At 61.4% G+C, this 16,473-nt stretch carries 18 protein-coding genes and 1 pseudogene; 8 read left to right on the top strand and 11 right to left on the bottom strand.

Going from position 1 to position 16,473, the window contains the following annotated elements; genetic code table 11:
• Positions 1-246: 246 nt before the first annotated feature.
• Genes ABSE61_RS08685 through ABSE61_RS08670 form a run of 4 tightly spaced genes read right to left on the bottom strand, consistent with a single transcriptional unit; the run spans position 247 to position 4,769 of the window.
• Positions 247-627: a histone gene (locus ABSE61_RS08685; protein WP_423870670.1), complete on the bottom strand. Its 381-nt coding sequence runs from the start codon at positions 625-627 to the stop codon at positions 247-249.
• A gap of 28 nt (positions 628-655) precedes the next feature.
• Positions 656-2,011, bottom strand: coding sequence for a glycolate oxidase subunit GlcF (glcF, locus tag ABSE61_RS08680; protein WP_423870669.1), 1,356 nt, complete (start codon positions 2,009-2,011; stop codon positions 656-658).
• A complete protein-coding gene (locus ABSE61_RS08675; protein ID WP_423870878.1) occupies positions 2,008-3,264 on the bottom strand; it encodes an FAD-binding protein in 1,257 nt (418 codons plus the stop codon). Before ABSE61_RS08675 ends, glcF begins: the two co-directional genes overlap by 4 nt.
• Before the next feature lie 11 nt (positions 3,265-3,275).
• On the bottom strand, positions 3,276-4,769 hold the full coding sequence (locus ABSE61_RS08670; protein ID WP_423870668.1) for an FAD-linked oxidase C-terminal domain-containing protein: 1,494 nt from the start codon (positions 4,767-4,769) through the stop codon (positions 3,276-3,278).
• A 231-nt stretch (positions 4,770-5,000) separates the two neighbouring features.
• Here ABSE61_RS08670 and cycA point away from each other — a divergent pair, with 231 nt between their 5' ends.
• Positions 5,001-5,393, top strand: coding sequence for a cytochrome c-550 CycA (gene cycA / locus ABSE61_RS08665; protein WP_423870667.1), 393 nt, complete (start codon positions 5,001-5,003; stop codon positions 5,391-5,393).
• A gap of 178 nt (positions 5,394-5,571) precedes the next feature.
• Here the strand turns inward: cycA and ABSE61_RS08660 are convergent, their stop codons facing one another.
• On the bottom strand, positions 5,572-6,534 hold the full coding sequence (locus ABSE61_RS08660; RefSeq protein WP_423870666.1) for an alpha/beta fold hydrolase: 963 nt from the start codon (positions 6,532-6,534) through the stop codon (positions 5,572-5,574).
• 269 nt (positions 6,535-6,803) lie between these two features.
• Here ABSE61_RS08660 and ABSE61_RS08655 point away from each other — a divergent pair, with 269 nt between their 5' ends.
• On the top strand, positions 6,804-6,986 hold the full coding sequence (locus ABSE61_RS08655; RefSeq protein WP_423870665.1) for a hypothetical protein: 183 nt from the start codon (positions 6,804-6,806) through the stop codon (positions 6,984-6,986).
• A 27-nt stretch (positions 6,987-7,013) separates the two neighbouring features.
• On the opposite strand, the gene ABSE61_RS08650 is transcribed toward ABSE61_RS08655, so the two are convergent.
• Both ABSE61_RS08650 and ykgO read right to left on the bottom strand, forming a co-directional pair.
• Positions 7,014-7,595 (bottom strand): tetratricopeptide repeat protein, encoded by a 582-nt coding sequence (locus ABSE61_RS08650; RefSeq protein ID WP_423870877.1) that lies wholly within the window; start codon positions 7,593-7,595, stop codon positions 7,014-7,016.
• A gap of 176 nt (positions 7,596-7,771) precedes the next feature.
• On the bottom strand, positions 7,772-7,897 hold the full coding sequence (ykgO, locus tag ABSE61_RS08645) for a type B 50S ribosomal protein L36 (protein WP_002718645.1): 126 nt from the start codon (positions 7,895-7,897) through the stop codon (positions 7,772-7,774).
• A gap of 295 nt (positions 7,898-8,192) precedes the next feature.
• Between ykgO and ABSE61_RS08640 the strand changes: the two genes are divergently transcribed.
• The 3 genes from ABSE61_RS08640 to ABSE61_RS08630 all read left to right on the top strand — a co-directional run bounded on the left by ABSE61_RS08640 (position 8,193) and on the right by ABSE61_RS08630 (position 10,328).
• On the top strand, positions 8,193-9,077 hold the full coding sequence (locus ABSE61_RS08640) for an amidohydrolase family protein (RefSeq protein WP_423870664.1): 885 nt from the start codon (positions 8,193-8,195) through the stop codon (positions 9,075-9,077).
• A 62-nt stretch (positions 9,078-9,139) separates the two neighbouring features.
• On the top strand, positions 9,140-9,883 hold the full coding sequence (locus tag ABSE61_RS08635) for a haloacid dehalogenase type II (RefSeq protein ID WP_423870663.1): 744 nt from the start codon (positions 9,140-9,142) through the stop codon (positions 9,881-9,883).
• A complete protein-coding gene (locus tag ABSE61_RS08630) occupies positions 9,873-10,328 on the top strand; it encodes a YbaK/EbsC family protein (RefSeq protein ID WP_423870662.1) in 456 nt (151 codons plus the stop codon). The genes ABSE61_RS08635 and ABSE61_RS08630 overlap by 11 nt, the downstream gene beginning before the upstream one ends.
• A gap of 461 nt (positions 10,329-10,789) precedes the next feature.
• Here ABSE61_RS08630 and ABSE61_RS08625 read toward each other — a convergent pair whose 3' ends face one another.
• Together ABSE61_RS08625 and ABSE61_RS08620 are read right to left on the bottom strand one after the other, a co-directional pair.
• Positions 10,790-11,779 (bottom strand): tripartite tricarboxylate transporter substrate binding protein, encoded by a 990-nt coding sequence (locus tag ABSE61_RS08625; protein ID WP_423870661.1) that lies wholly within the window; start codon positions 11,777-11,779, stop codon positions 10,790-10,792.
• 108 nt (positions 11,780-11,887) lie between these two features.
• The gene (locus ABSE61_RS08620) at positions 11,888-12,814 is read right to left on the bottom strand and encodes a LysR family transcriptional regulator (RefSeq protein ID WP_423870660.1); all 927 of its coding nucleotides are present in this window, start codon (positions 12,812-12,814) and stop codon (positions 11,888-11,890) included.
• Between the two features lie 108 nt (positions 12,815-12,922).
• On the opposite strand from ABSE61_RS08620, the gene ABSE61_RS08615 reads away from it, so the two are divergent.
• Together ABSE61_RS08615 and wrbA are read left to right on the top strand one after the other, a co-directional pair.
• A complete protein-coding gene (locus tag ABSE61_RS08615) occupies positions 12,923-13,621 on the top strand; it encodes a pirin family protein (RefSeq protein WP_423870659.1) in 699 nt (232 codons plus the stop codon).
• Between the two features lie 100 nt (positions 13,622-13,721).
• On the top strand, positions 13,722-14,321 hold the full coding sequence (gene wrbA / locus ABSE61_RS08610) for an NAD(P)H:quinone oxidoreductase (RefSeq protein ID WP_423870658.1): 600 nt from the start codon (positions 13,722-13,724) through the stop codon (positions 14,319-14,321).
• 79 nt (positions 14,322-14,400) lie between these two features.
• On the opposite strand, the gene ABSE61_RS08605 is transcribed toward wrbA, so the two are convergent.
• A complete protein-coding gene (locus ABSE61_RS08605; RefSeq protein ID WP_423870895.1) occupies positions 14,401-14,571 on the bottom strand; it encodes a hypothetical protein in 171 nt (56 codons plus the stop codon).
• 64 nt (positions 14,572-14,635) lie between these two features.
• On the opposite strand from ABSE61_RS08605, the pseudogene ABSE61_RS08600 reads away from it, so the two are divergent.
• A pseudogene (locus ABSE61_RS08600) lies at positions 14,636-14,891 on the top strand (WecB/TagA/CpsF family glycosyltransferase); the annotation flags it as partial.
• Positions 14,892-14,913: 22 nt separating this feature from the next.
• Here ABSE61_RS08600 and ABSE61_RS08595 read toward each other — a convergent pair.
• Positions 14,914-16,194, bottom strand: coding sequence for a TRAP transporter large permease (locus tag ABSE61_RS08595; protein ID WP_423870657.1), 1,281 nt, complete (start codon positions 16,192-16,194; stop codon positions 14,914-14,916).
• Positions 16,195-16,473 lie beyond the last annotated feature (279 nt).

Here is a 16,473-nt window from a genome sequence, read left to right as displayed (position 1 = left end):
CCGTTATGCACGAGACAATCTGGTATAGCGCCGCTATAACACGAAGATTAAAACATAATCATCTGCATATTTTTTATTCATTCTGGGCGATGAAGTGAGTATTGCGACAAGCTGTTGTAATCTGCCCACAAATTACCGCGCTTGCTTCGGGGCTGGGCAAATAAAGTTGCGTAGCGCAAAGCGAAAAGGCCGCAGCGATACGACGCTGCGGCCCTTCAATTTTACAGGCCAACCGGCCGGACTGTTCTAGTTACCGTCCTCGCCACCGGAGTTGTGGTGGCTGGAGGAGTGCTCCCATGACGGCGCAGCAGCGGGCTCGTCGTGACTTGGTGTCGCCCAGCTATGAGACGGAGTTTCCGTCGCATGCGACGGAGCGGCCTCCAGCTCGGCATGATGGACGGGAGCGGCCCTCTTTTTCGCAGCTTTCTTGGCCGCCTTTTTCGGAGCCGCCTTCTTCGCGGTTTTCTTGGCAGCCTTCTTGGCCGACTTCTTTACGGCCTTCTTCGCAGACTTCTTCGCGGATTTCTTCGCGGATTTTTTAGCCGCCTTCTTGGCGGATTTCTTCGCGGCGAGAAGCTTCTTACCCTTCTTCGCCTTCTTGCCTTTCTTCTTCTTCGCTTTAGCCATGTAGTCCTCCTGTTGCGCTGAGCCGTGTCTACCGGGTGTTCAGGCTGTAGTTGCGCACCAGCCTGTCGAGTCCGCTCGATGTCGGCTGCGGGCCGCCCGTCGCCCAATCGAGAAGCTCAATCGTGTGCATCACAGGAACTGACGTACCGCTGGCAATCTGCACCATGCACCCGATATTGCCCGCAGCAATCATGTCCGGCTTGACCATCGCAATATTGGCGACCTTTCGATCGCGCAATTTGTTTGCAATGTCAGGCTGGAGAATGTTGTAGGTCCCCGCCGAACCGCAACACAAGTGGCTCTCGGGTACATCTTTCACCACGAATCCGTTCTTGGAAAGCAATTCTTTCGGCAGTTGCGTGATTTTCTGCCCGTGTTGAAGCGAACAAGCCGAGTGATAAGCGACGACGATGTCGTCGCGGCGCTGTGCCGGCGCGAGATCGAGCCCGCCAATATACTCGGTAATATCCTTGGCGAGCGCCGAAACCTTGGCGGCGCTGGCGGCAAAATCGCGGTCCTCACGCAGCATGAAACCGTAGTCCTTGATGACGGTGCCGCAGCCCGATGTCGTCACTAGGATGGCATCGAGCCCGCCGCGATCGGCCTCAGTAAGCCAGGCGGTGATGTTGGCGCGGGCGAAGGCCGATGCTGCGTCCTCGCGGCCCATATGATGGGTCAATGCGCCGCAACATTGCTCGTCTTTGACCAGCACGACCTCGATGCCGTGACGGGTCAGCAGGCTGATCGCGGCCTGGTTGATGCGTGGTGCCAGCACCTGCTGCGCACACCCTTGCAGCAGCGCGACCCGGCCGCGCCGCTCGCCCTGCGCCGGAAAAACGCTTCCGCCCGATGGGCCCGCTGCCGGCAGACCACGCGGCGACAGCGCCAGCATCGCCTTGAGTCGCCTCAGCAAAGTCGGCGTCGATGAGACCCCGCCCGAGGGCAATAAACCGGCCAGCGGACGCCCCAACCGCGCCAGTATCATGCTGGCGCGGAACAGCTTCGGCCGCGGCAGCACGTGCGCGAGCACAGCCCGCAGCAGCCGTTCCGTCCAAGGCCTTGTAAAGTTCCGTTCGATCTTTACCCGCGCCTGATCGACCAGATGCATGTAGTTCACACCCGACGGGCACGTGGTCATGCAGGCAAGGCAGGAAAGGCAACGATCGATGTGCTTGACGACTTCCGCCGTCGGCGGACGATCTTTTTCCAGCATCTCCTTGATGAGATAGATTCTGCCGCGCGGACTATCGAGTTCGTCGCCGAGAAGGACATAGGTCGGGCAGGTCGCGGTACAGAACCCGCAATGCACGCATTTGCGCAGAATCTTGTCGGCTTCGGCGATATCGGGATCGGCAAGCTGGGCGAGGCTGAATTCGGTCTTCATGCCGGGGACCCCGAAGAGGCGCCGAGACGTGTCATCCGGCCGCGATTGAGAATGCTTTTCGGATCGAAACTTTGCCTGACCCGTTCGCTCAAGGCCGCCACGCCGGCGCTTGCCGGGTGGAAAACATCGATTTGGCGCCTCACCTCGTCGGGTGCGCGCAGCAGCGTGGCATAACCGCCGGCGGCGGCCGCGCGCTCTCGCACCAATGTCGCCTGGGCATCCGGCCACGGCGGCATCGCCGCCCAGATCAGGCCGCCGCCCCAGTCGTAGAGCACGTCGCCGCCGGTTTCGCGGGCGAGACGTTCGCCCAGGGCAGCACCTGAAGCCGGGGGGCAAACGATACGCCACACCGGCCAGGCGCCGAGCGGGCCCTTGGCCGCAAAGGGCTCCACATCGCGGACGCATTCCCAAACCGCCGCTGATCGCTCATCGTCGATCGTTTCCGCCGTTCCAAACGTCGATAGCAGCTTGGCGAGCGAGGCCGCTCGATGCACGGCGGAAGCGGTAATTCCTTCCAATCGCACCAACGTCAACGCACTTCGGGGCGCCCCCAGGCTGCCAAGCGCGCCGATCGTGTCGCGCAAGGCCGATTTCGGCACATGGGCGGCACCCGAGACGTCGAAAGGGGAACCGAGCGCCGCGGTCATCGCCTGGTTGGCGGCGGCGTGGTCGAGGTCGCGCAACACCAACGTGCGCTCGCTCTCCGGCCGTGGCATCACCTTGAGCGTCACCTCGGTCACGACCGCCAAAGTTCCCCAGGAACCCGCAAGCAGCTTGCAGAGGTCATAGCCCGTGACGTTCTTCACAACCCGGCCTCCGGCCTTGAAACTGTCGCCGAAGCCTGAGACCGCGTGCGCGCCGAGCAGATGATCGCGGGCCCCTCCCGCCTGGATCCGGCGCGGCCCGGCGAACCCTGCACCGATCATCCCCCCGATTGTCCCAGCCGCCGCCGCCGTGCCCAGAAGCCACGCGGTATCCATCGGCTCGAACGCAAAGCGCTGGTTTTTCGAATCGATCAGCGACTTGACGTCCGAAAGCGGCGCGCCCGCTTCGACCGTGATGATCAATTCGTTCGGTTCATAGGATTTGACCGCATTGAGCGCCGACAGGTCGAGCAGCGCATTGGTCGCCATCGGCTGGCCGACCAGGCGCTTGGTGCCATGGCCGATGATCTCGAGCGGCTGCTCGCTGGCGATCGCCGCGCGCACCACGTGCTCGACGTCCTTGGCGTCACGTACTTTCAGAATATCCACGCGGCTCACGCTCAAAATCGCGGAAGGTCAGGGAAAGCGAGCTTGCCGCCATGCACGTGCATGCGGCCGAGTTCGGCACAGCGATGCAGGGTCGGAAACACCTTGCCCGGATTGAGCAGACCCTGCGCGTCGAAGGCGCATTTGATCCGCTGTTGCTGATTGAGATCGATCTCGGAAAACATCTCCGGCATCAGATCGCGCTTCTCGATGCCGACGCCGTGCTCGCCGGTCAGAACGCCACCGAACTCGACGCAGGCCCGCAAGATATCGGCGCCGAACGCCTCGGCGCGTTCGATCTCACCGGGCTGGTTGGCATCGTACAGAATGAGCGGGTGGAGATTGCCGTCGCCGGCGTGGAAGACGTTGGCACAGCGCAGTCCATATTTCTCGGAGAGATCGCGGATTCGGGCGAGCGCCCTGGGCAGCGCACCGCGCGGGATGGTGCCGTCCATGCAGAGATAGTCGGGCGATATCCGCCCCACCGCCGGAAAGGCCGCCTTGCGGCCGGCCCAGAACAGGTTGCGTTCGGCCTCCGTGTTGGAGATCTGGCACGTCGTCGAACCGCATCCGAGCGCGATTTTCTCGACCCGCTTGATCAACTCGTCGACCTCGACGCCGGGACCATCGAGTTCGATGATCAGAAGCGCTTCGACGTCGAGTGGATAGCCGGCATGGACAAAGGCTTCGGCGGCGTGGATCGCAGGCTTGTCCATCATCTCCATGCCACCGGGAATGATGCCGGAACCGATGATCTTCGCCACGCATTCACCGGCCGCCTCAACTTCGGCAAAGCCGATCATCAAGGCGCGCGCGGTCTCCGGCTTCTGCAGGATTCGCACCGTGATCTCGGTGATGACGCCGAGCAACCCCTCCGAGCCCGTGATAATTCCCATCAGGTCGTAGCCTGCGCTCTCGGCGGTTTTGCCGCCAATGCGAAGCACTTCGCCTGTGATCAGCACGATCTCGCATCCGAGCACGTTATTGGTGGTCATGCCGTATTTGAGGCAGTGCACGCCGCCGGAATTCTCTGCGACGTTGCCGCCGATCGAGCACGCAATCTGCGACGAGGGATCGGGCGCGTAATAAAAGCCGGCATGGGCGACCGCCTGGCTGATCGCGAGATTGGTGACCCCCGGCTCCGTCACCACCGCCCGGTTATCGAAATCGATCTCGCGAATGCGCTTGAATTTGCCGAGCCCCAACAGCACCGCGTCCGCCAGAGGCAGCGCACCACCCGACAGTGAAGTGCCGGAACCGCGCGGCACCACCTTGATGCCCTGCTCGAAGCAGTATTTCAGCACTTGCGAAACCTGCGCGGTGGTATCCGGCAGCACCACCACCATCGGTGGCTGGCGATAGGCCATCAACCCGTCGGACTCGTAGGGAAGCATTTCGGCCGGCGTATCGATTACGCCCTCGCCCGGCACGATGGCGCGCAGCGCCTCGACGATGGTGCTGCGGCGCGACAGAACTGCCTGATCCGGAGCGGGCATCATGATGGTCATTGCGATCTCTCCGATCCTGCGAGTGACTGCGACATTGCCGATTTCCCGTGAGGAATCAAGCAGGTCCGGATACATCCTGAGAACGATGGGCGCCGATCGCGCAAACAGGCTTTTCATAGGGTGCAAGTCGCGCCGGAACATCCAAACCGCCGTTCGCGGCCCTTGTCGATAGCCCGCGGCCTATGCCACAAAGGCTATGTCCTTCCCCGTCCCGAGCAAAAAGAGCCGAGAATGAAAAAATTGATACCTAGCGCGTTGATCGTCCTTGCATCGGTGGCAATTGTGCCGGCCGCGCTGGCGCAAGACGCCGACGCCGGCAAGAACTCTTTCAACAAGTGCCTGGCCTGTCACGCGATCGGCGAGGACGCCAAGAACAAGGTCGGACCGGAGCTCAACGGGCTCGACGGACGCAAGTCGGGCACTGTGCCGGACTACAATTACTCCGAGGCCAACAAGAATTCCGGCATCACCTGGAATGAGGCCAACTTCAAGGAATACATCAAGGACCCGAAGGCCAAGGTGCCCGGCACCAAGATGTTCTTTGCCGGCATCAAGAACGAGAAAGAGGTCAACGACCTCTGGGCCTACATCTCGAAGTTCGACAAGGACGGCAAGTCCAAGTAACCGCTGCCGCCAGGCTTGAACTTTCCTTCGTAATGGCCGGGCTTTGCCCGGCCATTTTCTTTTTCCGCTCTCGCGCTCGCCGTGCGTGCCCTTCGATATTTCGTTCACCGCGGTCGGCGAGATCGGTCATGCGACCGATCGACCGCTTTCAACGACGCGGCGCGTGACAAAACACGGCTTAATTGGCCGTAGCGGCCGTTCGGTGCTCCGTCTGGCCAATGATGGCTTCGATCTCGCGGATCACGAGATCGGGGGCGGCGTTTTGCACCATGTGACCGACGCCGGGCAGCACGATCAACTTCGCGTTCGGCACCGCCGCCGCAAAGGGACGGGAATGAATATTCGTCGACACGGTCTTGTCGACGTCGCCGGAAATCACGACGGTCGGCGATGAGATTTCCGGATAGCGCGGCGCCTGCTCGGTGACCGCTTGCTTCAGCCGCACCAGGTCGCGGGCGTTGGCGAGAAACTCGCGCGGACGCAGCAAGAGCGGCGTTGCGGTGCTTGTGACGAAATCATCCGGCATGACCTGCGGCAGGAAGACCTCGCGCGCGCCGGGCTCGGTCAGGAAATAGCCGAGCGGCAGAGTGAGAGTGTAGGCGAGCAGCGGACCGATGACCGGCTTTGCGACGAGCTCGTTGTACCAGCCCACACCACCGGGCCACGGATAGGCGACCGGCGCCAGCATCACGAGACCCGCAACCCGCGCCGGATAGTCGAGAGCCATGCGCGCGCCCAACGCTCCAGCCCATGAATGCACCACCAGGATAACCGGGCCTGTGTCCATCGTCTGCAATGCCTCCTCGATCATCCGCCCCTGCGCAGCCGGCGTGGAAGTCCCCTCATTGGCCCCCGAGCTCCAGCCATGACCAGGCCGATCGATCAGGATCACGCGGTGATGGAGAGCGAGCCTGTCGCCCAGCGGACGGCGCATCGCTTCCAGGTTTGAGCTTGCACCGTGAACGAGAACGATCGGCGGACCGGCGGCGTCCCTCGGTCCGATATCGAGCAAGTTGAGCGTCGCGCCGGTGACCTCAATCGCTTTTCCCTGCGCGGGAAAACGATGTTGAATGACGGCAATGCCGGCCTGGGTCGCCAGCGCCAGCATCACGAGCGCGGCGACAAAAAGCGCGACTAACATGTAAGGAATCCGGTTCGATTCTGGCACGCATAAGATACGCGTGAAGCGGCGGCGGGGTTTCGAGCGCTCGCCGAGGGCAGAGTTTTCCACCGCGGCCAGGCGGACGAGCGAATACTCTTCATACAGCCGTCATCGGCAGCTTCCTATAAGCATAAGCGGCACTTTTTGCTTCAACGGAAGGCTTTTGCGTGTCCGGCCTTTCCACATAATCCACAGCAACCCGTGGATGCCAAAGCAGTTGTCATGCGAGGATATTTGGAGGCTTTTCGATGAGTTCCGGATCACATGAGACCGCCATCGATGAAATCGTGGCCCGATGCAACGGCGATATCAGGGGCGCCCTGAAGGCACTTCTGCTGGTCAATGAACAACTTGAAACGGAGCTTGCACAACTCCATGCCGCGGTCGCGCATGGCGGATCAACAGGGCCGAAACGCAGCGTTCTGCACTAGCTGTCTAGTTACGCGGCCGCACGACCCCTAGATATCGCGCCCCTCGACCTTTTCGGTCAGAGTCTTGACCAGTTCCGGCACCTTTTCGAGGTGTGGATTGACCGCCAGTGCCCTGCGAAACGCATCAAGAGCGCGTTTTTCGTCGCCGAGATCCTGCATGATCATGCCTAGCCCTGCGAGCGCGCCGAAATGGCGCGGCTCTCGCGCCAACACCTGCTCAATATCCTGAAGCGAGCGGGCGTAGTCGTTCCTCAGGTAGTAAAGCGTCGCGCGACGGTTCCAGCCCTCGACATAGTCCGGCCGCAGCTTGACGACGGAATCAAGCAGCTTGAGCGCGACCTCGGAGTTTTGGGCATCCATGGCGGCCTTGGCGCGCGTCATCAGAAGCGCGACGGTATCGCTCGGTGTCTGCAGCCAAATCGCCCAGATCCGCGCCTCGACATGCTTGGCGCTGGTTTCGTCCGGGGCGGCCTTCAGTGCCCCAAACAGGAACTCCAGCCCGCGCGTCTTGTCGGCCGGAACCTTCGGCAGTTTCGCGGGTGCGTCCGGTAATTTTTTTTGCTGCTTAGGCTGGGTCCCTGAATCCTGCGACAACGCCGCAACCGGCATCATCACGGCGATCGCAGAAGCGAGCATCACCATCCGGCCGTGCGGGGTGGCTAGGAATCTCAAGACCATGCGGAAAGTCTAGACGCAGCAAAAGCCGCTTGCAAAGCAGCAAACTGTCAAAGACCTGTGATGAACAGGGAAATCAGATCAACCTTGAGGCCGTGATCAGCCTCAAATCAGCCCTGACGCGCCTTGAAGCGGCGCTGGACCTTGTTGATCACGTAGACCCGGCCCTTGCGGCGGACCAGACGGTTGTTGCGATGGCGACCACGCAACGATTTCAGCGAGTTACGGACCTTCATGGGACGTTCCTGATGCTTGAAAGGCCGTATTCGGCGCGATCATCCGGGTCGCCCGAGAACACTCCCGGAAGACCCCAGCTTTTAATAAAAGGCTTTATCCCGCCGACGGCCGAACCGCCCGGGACGCGGGTTTCTAAGCCATTGGGCCCTCAAATGTCAATCCAAGGGCGCTGGAACCCAGCAACCGGCCATGGAACCCGAAACGGCCTTTGCCATCGGCAGTTCTGCCAAATTGTTATAGAACATAACTAATTAGGAGAAGCAGTCCGGCAACGCTACCGGCGGGAAGGAAAAGATGCCCAAATTGAAGCTGCCCAATCTCGACGATGTCGTGGCGATCGATATTCACACCCATGCCGAGGAGCCCTGCGGCCTGCACGGCGACGACGGATATGACGACTTCCAGGCCCAGATGGCGGCCTATTTCAAATCGCCGAACCAGCATCCGCCGACGGTCGCGGAAACCGCCGCCTATTATCGGGCGAAGAAGATCGCGGCCGTGATCTTCCCGGTCGACGCCGAGCGTGAGACCGGCTTTCGACGCTACAACAATGACGAGATGATCGAGGCGGCTTCGGAAAATCTGGACGTGCTGATTCCGTTTGCGAGTATCGATCCGCACAAAGGCAAGCTCGGCGTCCGCGAGGCGAAAAGGCTGATCGAGGAATTCGGCATCAAGGGCTTCAAATTCCACCCGACCATGCAGGGCTTCTATCCCAACGACCGCCTGGCCTATCCGCTCTATGAAGCCATCAGCGACGGCGGCGCCATCGCGCTGTTTCACACCGGCCAGACCGGGGTCGGGAGCGGCATGCCGGGCGGCATGGGCATGCGGCTGAAATATTCCAACCCGATGTACATGGATGACGTGGCGGTGGATTTTCCCGATCTCAAAATCATCCTCGCCCACCCGTCGTTCCCCTGGCAGGAAGAGGCGCTGTCGGTCGCGACCCACAAGCCAAACGTCTATATCGACCTGTCCGGCTGGTCGCCGAAGTATTTCCCGCCGATCCTGGTGCGCTACATCAACTCGATTTTGCAGGACAAGATGCTGTTCGGCTCCGACTGGCCGGTGATTACGCCGGACCGCTGGCTATCGGATTTCGCAAAGCTCGAGATCCGCGACGAGATCCGGCCGAAGGTGCTAAAAGCCAATGCGCGAAAGCTTTTGAACATCTAGCAACAAGTGCTGCATCGAAACCTGCCGACAATAAACCTGCCGACAACAAGAGAGACCTTCCCGTGACGATCAAAGCCGTTGTCTTTGATGCCTATGGCACGCTCTACGACATCCAATCGGTGGCCGCCGTTACCGAAGAAGCCTTTCCGGGGTACGGCGACATCATTACGCAGATCTGGCGCATCAAGCAGCTTGAATATACCTGGCTTCGCTCGTTGATGCGCCGTTACGAAGATTTCTCCGTCGTCACGCGAGAGTCCCTTTCCTATACGCTGCGCGTGCTTGGGCTCGCCCACGACGCGGCCGCCTTCGACCGCATCATGGACAAATATCTTCACCTCGATCTGTATCCCGATGCGCTCTCGACGTTGACGGCTCTGAAAGGCCGCAAGCTTGCGATCCTCTCCAACGGCTCCAGCGACATGCTCAATGCGCTCGCGCGCAACAGCGGACTGGATCGCGTGCTCGATGCGACCATCAGCGTCGATCAAAAGCGGATATTCAAGCCGGCGCCGGACGCCTACACGCTGATCGAATCGAAGCTTGGCGCGCGACCTGATGAGGTACTCTTCGTATCCTCCAATCCCTGGGACGCCTGTGGCGCCAAGGCCTTTGGATTAAACGTCGCCTGGATCGAGCGGGTGACGCCGCAGGCGATGGCGGAAGCCTGCGTCAAAAGCGACGTCGTTCCGCCATTGACGATGTTCAAGGCGCTGCGTACGCAAATGGACGAACTCGGCCTCACACCCGATCACCGCATCCGCGCTTTGTCAGAATTGCCAGACCTCCTCGCCCATGAGTCTTGAATCCGTCCGCGCTTTCTTCGCCGAGAAAGCCCCCGACATCACCGTCATCGAATCGACGCAGAGTTCGGCAACAGTAGCGCTCGCCGCCGAGGCCTATGGCGTCGAACCGGCGCGGATCGCCAAGACGCTGAGCTTAAGGGTCGGCGAACAGGTGATCCTGATCGTCGCGAGCGGCACCTCGCGAATGGACAATAAAAAAGTAAAGGCACGCTTCGGCGGCAAACCGAAGATGCTCGGCCTCGATGAAGTCGCTGACATTACCGGCCACGAAGTCGGCGGCGTCTGCCCGTTCGGACTGAAGACGCCGCTGAGGGTCTACTGCGACATTTCGCTGAAAGCGTTTGACGAAGTGGTGCCGGCAGCGGGCTCGATCCATAGCGCAGTTCGGATCGCGCCTGCACGCATGGCTGAACTCGTCGCGGCCGAATGGGTCGACGTATGCTGAGCGCGAGACGTTATTGATACTGGGAACGCCGGGCCGGTAGCGACGCCGGTTGCGGTGGATTTGGCGGCGGCGGAACAGCGGCACTGTCGCTAGATTCAAACACCGCGCGGCACCCCGCGCTAAGCTGCGGAGTGTTTGCCTGCAAACAGGCTACAATGCGATTTTCGTCGGGTATCGCAGCCCCGCATAACCGGAACACATCGGGCGTACACGCCATCTGCTGCTGCATGGTTCCGCGATGCTCTTGGGCTGCCGCGGGCCTTCCGCACGCAAGCGTCGCCGTCAAACCAACGAGGGCAAAACTTTGGAAAATTCGGTGCTTTCGCATGGCCGCCCCTTCCTCCTCAGCTCATAAGTCATCGCCCGGCCAAACCAAACCGGTTCACGGACCAAACCAAATCAATGCGGCCGGGATGGTTCGCGCCGAACAAAAAAATGTGAGCTTGTTGAGGAGCGGAAGTTTATTCCACCCTGCCGATGCGTTTGACCGCAGCGACGAGACGCGCACTGTCGGCTTCGATGAATTTCGAAAATTCCGGCGCGTCCATGTAGGCAACCGGGCTGCCGGCCGTATCGAACGTCTTGATTACTTCCGGGCTTTTCGCCGCCTTCGCCATCGCTTCGCGCAGCTTGGTCATGATCGGCTCCGGCAGCGCCTTCTGCGCGAACAGACCTGCCCAGATGTAGAACTCGACATCCTTGTAGCCGCGCTCCTTGAAGGTCGGCAGGTCGGGAAAGCTCGCGATACGCTCCGCACCCCAATTGGCGAGCACGCGCATCCTGCCATCATCGACCTGCTGCTTCAGCGTTCCCGGTGCCGATGCGAGCGCCTCCACGGTTCCGGTCAGGATCGCATTCAACGCAGGGCCTGCGCCACGGAAGGGAATATGCAGCAGCTTGATGCCGGCGGAAGCTGCAAACATTTCCATCGCGACATGCAGCGTGCCGTAGGGACCGGACGAGCCGTAACGAATCTCACCGGGGCGTCGTTTTGCATCTGCGACGAAATCTTCCAATGTCTTCCATGGCGCGGAGGCCGGCACGGCCAGTAGCGTCGGATCGGCCAACACGCGCGCGATCGGTGCAAATTGCGAGACTTCATAGACCGGCGGACGATCGAAAAGACGGTCGGCCTCGGGCAGCACCGCCAGCGAAGAGAGCGTCATCAGCAACGTGTAACCATCAGGCTCGGCACGCGCCGCCGCCGCATTGCCAATCGCACCGCCTGCCCCGCCGGCGCGATTGTCGACGATCACCGATTTGCCTAGGATATTTTCCAGCGCCAACGCCACCGGCCGCGCCGCCAGATCGGCTTGCCCACCGGCCGGAAATGGCACGATCATGGAAATCGTATGCGTGGGCCAGGCCGTGTCCGCCAAAGCTCGATCCGGCCGGACGGCCTGCAACAGCGGCAGCGCGGCAGTGGCCTTGAGCAATTCACGTCTATTCATCGGAAGTTTCCTCAATGTTTTTCTTCTGTTTGATTGGTAACACCAACCAAACCGCCAGATGAACTTGCGGCTGCTTAGACAATACCGAAATCCAACACCAGCGCTCTCTTAGCCGCGCCGGGAGGACCTCTGCCGCTTCGAGGCACCAAAGCGCTCGGCGAGAAAATCTCCCAGCGCCTCGACGCGTGCCGGACGCGGGCCCCCTGGCGGCATCACCAGATGCACCGCGCCTTCGGGCTGCGACCAGCCTTTCAGGATAACTTCGGCGTCTCCGGATCGAATGGCGTCACCGACGATAAAGTCGGGCAGATCGGCGATGCCCAGCCCTGCGATGACCGCAGGCAGTACCGCTTCGCCATTGTTGACGCGAAGCTGGCCCGCGGGGCGCACGCTCACCTGCTCGCCCGCGGCATTGCTGTAATGCCAGACATCGGCGGTCGAGAGATAAGCGTAGCCAAAGCACGTGTGCTGGGCGAGATGCATCGGATGGGTCGGCCGGCCGTAACGCTTCAGGTAAGAAGGCGCAGCGACGGTGTGGCGCGGCACCGCACATAGCCGCCGCGCAATCAGGGAAGAATCCGGCAGCCGCGCAATCCGCAAGGCGGCATCAAAACCCTCGCCGATCAGATCCACTGTCGCGTCGCTGAGATGGAGGTCGATCGAGACGTCGGGATAGGTCTTTAGAAATTCTGGCAGGATCGGCGCCACTGCTTTGACGCCAAAGGTCATCGGCACCGCCAGACGAACCAGCCCGCGCGGCGAAACCGATTGGGCCAGCGCCTCGTTCTCCGTCGCCTCGCCATCGGCCAGCAGGCGCTGCGCCCGTCCGGACAATTTCTGTCCGGCGTCGGTTAGCGCCAGCCGCCGCGAGGTCCGGTTGAACAGCCGCGCACCGAGACGTTCCTCCAAACGGCTGACCGCCTTGGAGACGGTTGCCTTCGACAGCGCAAGCTCATTCGCGGCCGCAGCGAACGAGCGCAGTTCGACGACCTTCGCAAAGATCGCGAGCCCCTCGAAGTCCGGGAGTTTGGCCATGACCATCAGCTAATAAATAGAAACAATGAGTTTCGATAGTTTCTATTTCTATACCAGGAGCGGGGACATATCCATAGCCCAACGAATTTAAGGCAATGGAGAAATCCCATGATTGAACTTCGACCCTTCAACCGGCTTGGCGCTGCCGACCACGGCTGGCTCAAAGCCAAACACCATTTTTCATTCGGCAGCCACTACGATCCTGGCAACATGGGCTTTGGCGCGCTTCGCGTCTGGAATGATGACGAGATCGCGCCCAACACCGGCTTTCCCGCCCATCCTCACGCCAATATGGAAATCATTACCTATGTGCGGGAAGGCGCGATCACGCATCAGGACAGTCTCGGCAACAAGGGCCGCACCGAAGCCGGCGACGTTCAGGTGATGAGCGCCGGCTCCGGCATTCGTCACTCCGAATACAACCTGGAGCCTCGGCCGACCAAGATTTTCCAGATCTGGATCGAGCCGACGACGGATGGCGGCGCGCCGACCTGGGGCGCCAAGCCGTTTCCCAAATCGGACCGCTCCGGCAAGTTCGTTACCATTGCCAGCGGAGAAGCGAGCGACAAGGATGCGCTGCCGATCCGTGCGAACGCACGCGTATTGGCCGCCACGCTGAAGGCGGGCGAGAGCGCACATTACACGCCGCACAAGGCGCGCCATCTCTACCTCGTGCCCGCCGCCGGCAAAATCGAAGTCAACGGCATCAACGTCAACGCCCGCGATGGACTCGCCATCAGCGATGAGCCGCAGCTCAAGATCACGGCGCTGGAAGATTCCGAACTGGTGCTGGTCGACGCGGCGTAACCGACGCGGCCCTTGTGATTTCCAAAATCCGAATTGCCGGCGCAGGCCGGCAATTCAACCCACAACAACCCTTCCCGCAACAATCCCTGGAGACAAGATCATGACGAAAGTTCTCGTGCTTTATTATTCGGCCTACGGCCATATCGAGACGATGGCGAACGCGGTGGCGGAAGGCGCCCGCGAGGCCGGCGCCACCGTCGACATCAAGCGCGTTCCCGAACTGGTACCGCTGGACGTCGCAAAAGCCTCCTACTACAAGGTCGATCAGGCCGCGCCGGTCGCCAAGATCGATGACCTCGCCAATTACGATGCAATCATCGTGGGCACCGGCACACGCTTCGGCCGTATGGCGTCCCAGATGGCGAACTTCCTCGATCAGGCCGGCGGGCTGTGGGCCAAGGGCGCGCTGCACGGCAAAGTCGGCGGCGCCTTCACCGCGACCGCAACCCAGCACGGCGGCCAGGAAACCACGCTGTTCTCGATCATCACCAACCTCCTGCATTTCGGCATGATCGTCGTCGGCATGAACTATGGTTTTGGCGGCCAGATGAAACTCGACGAAGTGACGGGCGGCACGCCCTACGGCGCCACCACGATCACCGGCGGCGACGGCAGCCGCCAGCCGTCCGAAAACGAACTCGCTGGCGCGCGCTATCAGGGTCGCGCCATTGCAGAAGCTGCGAAGAAGCTGCACGGCTGAGATGCAAAGATGGCGGCGTTCCCACAAGGAACTGCCGCCCTCGACCCTACGAGGTGAAAGAGTCCTCACGACCCTTCTGTTAGACGACGCCAACCGATCGAACCGGCGAAGGCGCAATGCGCGATCGCGCAAGCCGGGCGAATAATTTTTGTCCGGGTTGCTCGATTAGATAATAACTTATGTTGGCAACGACGACGAGAAGACCAACGAAAAGCAGCGTCACAAGGATCGGCACGATGGTGGCCGGCATGGCGGGCGATTTCCTCCAGGCCGTCTGCGAGGTCGTCCGCCCCAAAGCCATCCTGACCTGGGGCCAGGCCTTTGTCGCCGAATTCACCCCGCGGCTGACCAAGTCGGCATCATCAAGACCTCGGGCGGTTTGTTCAACTTCCTCTCCGGCAGCCGCCAGCGCGCGCCGCGCTGGATGCAGGATGCCGGCCTCGAATGGGCTGGCGAATCTGGCTCGAGCCGCGCCGGCTGTTCTGGCGTTACTTCACGACGAACCCCCGCGCGCTTTATCTCCTGCTCAACCGCAGCCAGGGTTCGAAACTGGACCAAACCCTTGGCTAACGCGCGTCCGCACGCCTCGCACTCAATTGCCGTAGACCGCATGGGGCAGCCACAGCGTCAGCGCGGGCACGTAGGTGATGATCATCAGCACCATCAGAAGCAAAATCAGGAACGGCAACACCCCGCGCACGACTTCGCCGATCGGCGCCTTCGAAATCGTCGACAGCACGAAAAGATTTAAGCCCACCGGCGGGTGAACCAGCGCAATCTCCATATTGTGCGTGAAGATGATCGAGAAGTGCACGGGATCGACGCCGAGCGCCGGCAACACCGGCGCGAGAATCGGCAACACCAATAGCAGCGTCGCGATCACTTCGAGGAAACAGCCGAGCACCAGCAGCAGCACGTTGATCGCGAGCAGGAACTGCCACGGCGCCATGTGCTGCGCCAGCACCCATTTGACGAGTTCGGCCGGAACGCCGGAAGCCGTCATCCAGTGACCGAACGCCAAAGCGGTGGCGACGATCAGCATGATCGCGCCGGCGCTCTTCAGCGCATCGGCCACTACCCACAACGTCTCGGTCCAATGAAAACCGCGGTAATAGACGAGACTGACCATCATGGATACGACGGCCGCAATCGCCGCCGCTTCGGTCACCGTGACGATGCCACCGTAAATGCCTACCAGCACGATGACCGGAACGATCAATGCGGGGATCGCCCTCGCCGTCACGCGAACCCGCTCGGCGAACGGCAATGCCGGCTCGACCGGAAATTTACGCCGCCGCGCGTCGTACCATACCCAGGCAAAGAATACCGCCGCCTGCAACAGGCCGGGCAATACGCCGGCGAGAAACAGCCGCGGCACCGATTGTTCGGCGACGATGCCGTACAGGATCAACGCCAGCGATGGCGGGATGACGATGCCGATGGTGCCGGACGCGCCGACGACGCCGAGCGCGAAGCTGCGGGGATAACCCCTCTCGATCATGGCCGGCACGAGGATCGTCCCCATCGCCAATGCGGTGGCCACCGACGAGCCGGAGATCGCCGCAAACAGCGTGCAGGCGACGACCGTCACCAGCCCGAGCGCACCTCGGACGCCGCCGAGCCAGGCGGCGGACAAATCGACCAGCGCTTTCGCCACGCCGCCATGGCGCATGAAGGTTGCCGCCATCACGAACAACGGCAGCGACATCAGTGTCGGCGAATTCAGGTGATCGATGATGACTTGCGCAACGCCGATCAGCGGCTCGCCGGATGCGAAATACAGAATCGCGGCGCAAAGCCCCAGCACCAAAAAGATCGGCATGCCGACCGCGAGCAGGCCGAAGAACAGTACGATAAACAGGATGATCAGCATGACGGGTTCGCTTCGCCCAAGGAGCGCTGTTCACCTCCCCCTGAAAGGGGGAGGTCGGCGAGCGAATAAGCGTTCTCGCGCTTCGAAGCGAGCCGGAAGGGGGGCACATTTTTCGCTCCGACGACTAGCCCTCGGCGCCTCGCATCGAGCCTATTGACCCCCACGCTTATCCCATCGACCCCCACCCCAACCCTCCCCCTTTCAGGGGGAGGGAGCAGCGAAGGCCATTGCCCTGCCGCGCGAGAATGGAGCAAGCCCATCTTCATCCCGGCTTTATTC

This window comes from Bradyrhizobium sp. (genome assembly GCF_049519115.1).
Classification (GTDB): Bacteria; Pseudomonadota; Alphaproteobacteria; order Rhizobiales; family Xanthobacteraceae; genus Bradyrhizobium.
Note: the sequence above shows the minus strand (reverse complement) of the source record. Positions and strands in the feature narration are given on the sequence as shown.

What these genes read in the sequence shown, in the direction of transcription:
- ABSE61_RS08655 (WP_423870665.1), top strand. Translation starts at nt 6,804, where the DNA reads ATGAGTTCCGGATCACATGAGACCGCCATCGATGAAATCGTGGCCCGA.
- ABSE61_RS08685 (WP_423870670.1), bottom strand. Translation starts at nt 627, where the DNA reads ATGGCTAAAGCGAAGAAGAAGAAAGGCAAGAAGGCGAAGAAGGGTAAG.
- wrbA (WP_423870658.1), top strand. Translation starts at nt 13,722, where the DNA reads ATGACGAAAGTTCTCGTGCTTTATTATTCGGCCTACGGCCATATCGAG.
- ABSE61_RS08630 (WP_423870662.1), top strand. Translation starts at nt 9,873, where the DNA reads ATGAGTCTTGAATCCGTCCGCGCTTTCTTCGCCGAGAAAGCCCCCGAC.
- ykgO (WP_002718645.1), bottom strand. Translation starts at nt 7,897, where the DNA reads ATGAAGGTCCGTAACTCGCTGAAATCGTTGCGTGGTCGCCATCGCAAC.
- ABSE61_RS08625 (WP_423870661.1), bottom strand. Translation starts at nt 11,779, where the DNA reads ATGAATAGACGTGAATTGCTCAAGGCCACTGCCGCGCTGCCGCTGTTG.
- ABSE61_RS08605 (WP_423870895.1), bottom strand. Translation starts at nt 14,571, where the DNA reads ATGCCGGCCACCATCGTGCCGATCCTTGTGACGCTGCTTTTCGTTGGT.
- ABSE61_RS08670 (WP_423870668.1), bottom strand. Translation starts at nt 4,769, where the DNA reads ATGACCATCATGATGCCCGCTCCGGATCAGGCAGTTCTGTCGCGCCGC.
- ABSE61_RS08615 (WP_423870659.1), top strand. Translation starts at nt 12,923, where the DNA reads ATGATTGAACTTCGACCCTTCAACCGGCTTGGCGCTGCCGACCACGGC.
- ABSE61_RS08640 (WP_423870664.1), top strand. Translation starts at nt 8,193, where the DNA reads ATGCCCAAATTGAAGCTGCCCAATCTCGACGATGTCGTGGCGATCGAT.
- glcF (WP_423870669.1), bottom strand. Translation starts at nt 2,011, where the DNA reads ATGAAGACCGAATTCAGCCTCGCCCAGCTTGCCGATCCCGATATCGCC.
- ABSE61_RS08620 (WP_423870660.1), bottom strand. Translation starts at nt 12,814, where the DNA reads ATGGCCAAACTCCCGGACTTCGAGGGGCTCGCGATCTTTGCGAAGGTC.
- ABSE61_RS08595 (WP_423870657.1), bottom strand. Translation starts at nt 16,194, where the DNA reads ATGCTGATCATCCTGTTTATCGTACTGTTCTTCGGCCTGCTCGCGGTC.
- ABSE61_RS08650 (WP_423870877.1), bottom strand. Translation starts at nt 7,595, where the DNA reads ATGCCGGTTGCGGCGTTGTCGCAGGATTCAGGGACCCAGCCTAAGCAG.
- ABSE61_RS08660 (WP_423870666.1), bottom strand. Translation starts at nt 6,534, where the DNA reads ATGTTAGTCGCGCTTTTTGTCGCCGCGCTCGTGATGCTGGCGCTGGCG.
- cycA (WP_423870667.1), top strand. Translation starts at nt 5,001, where the DNA reads ATGAAAAAATTGATACCTAGCGCGTTGATCGTCCTTGCATCGGTGGCA.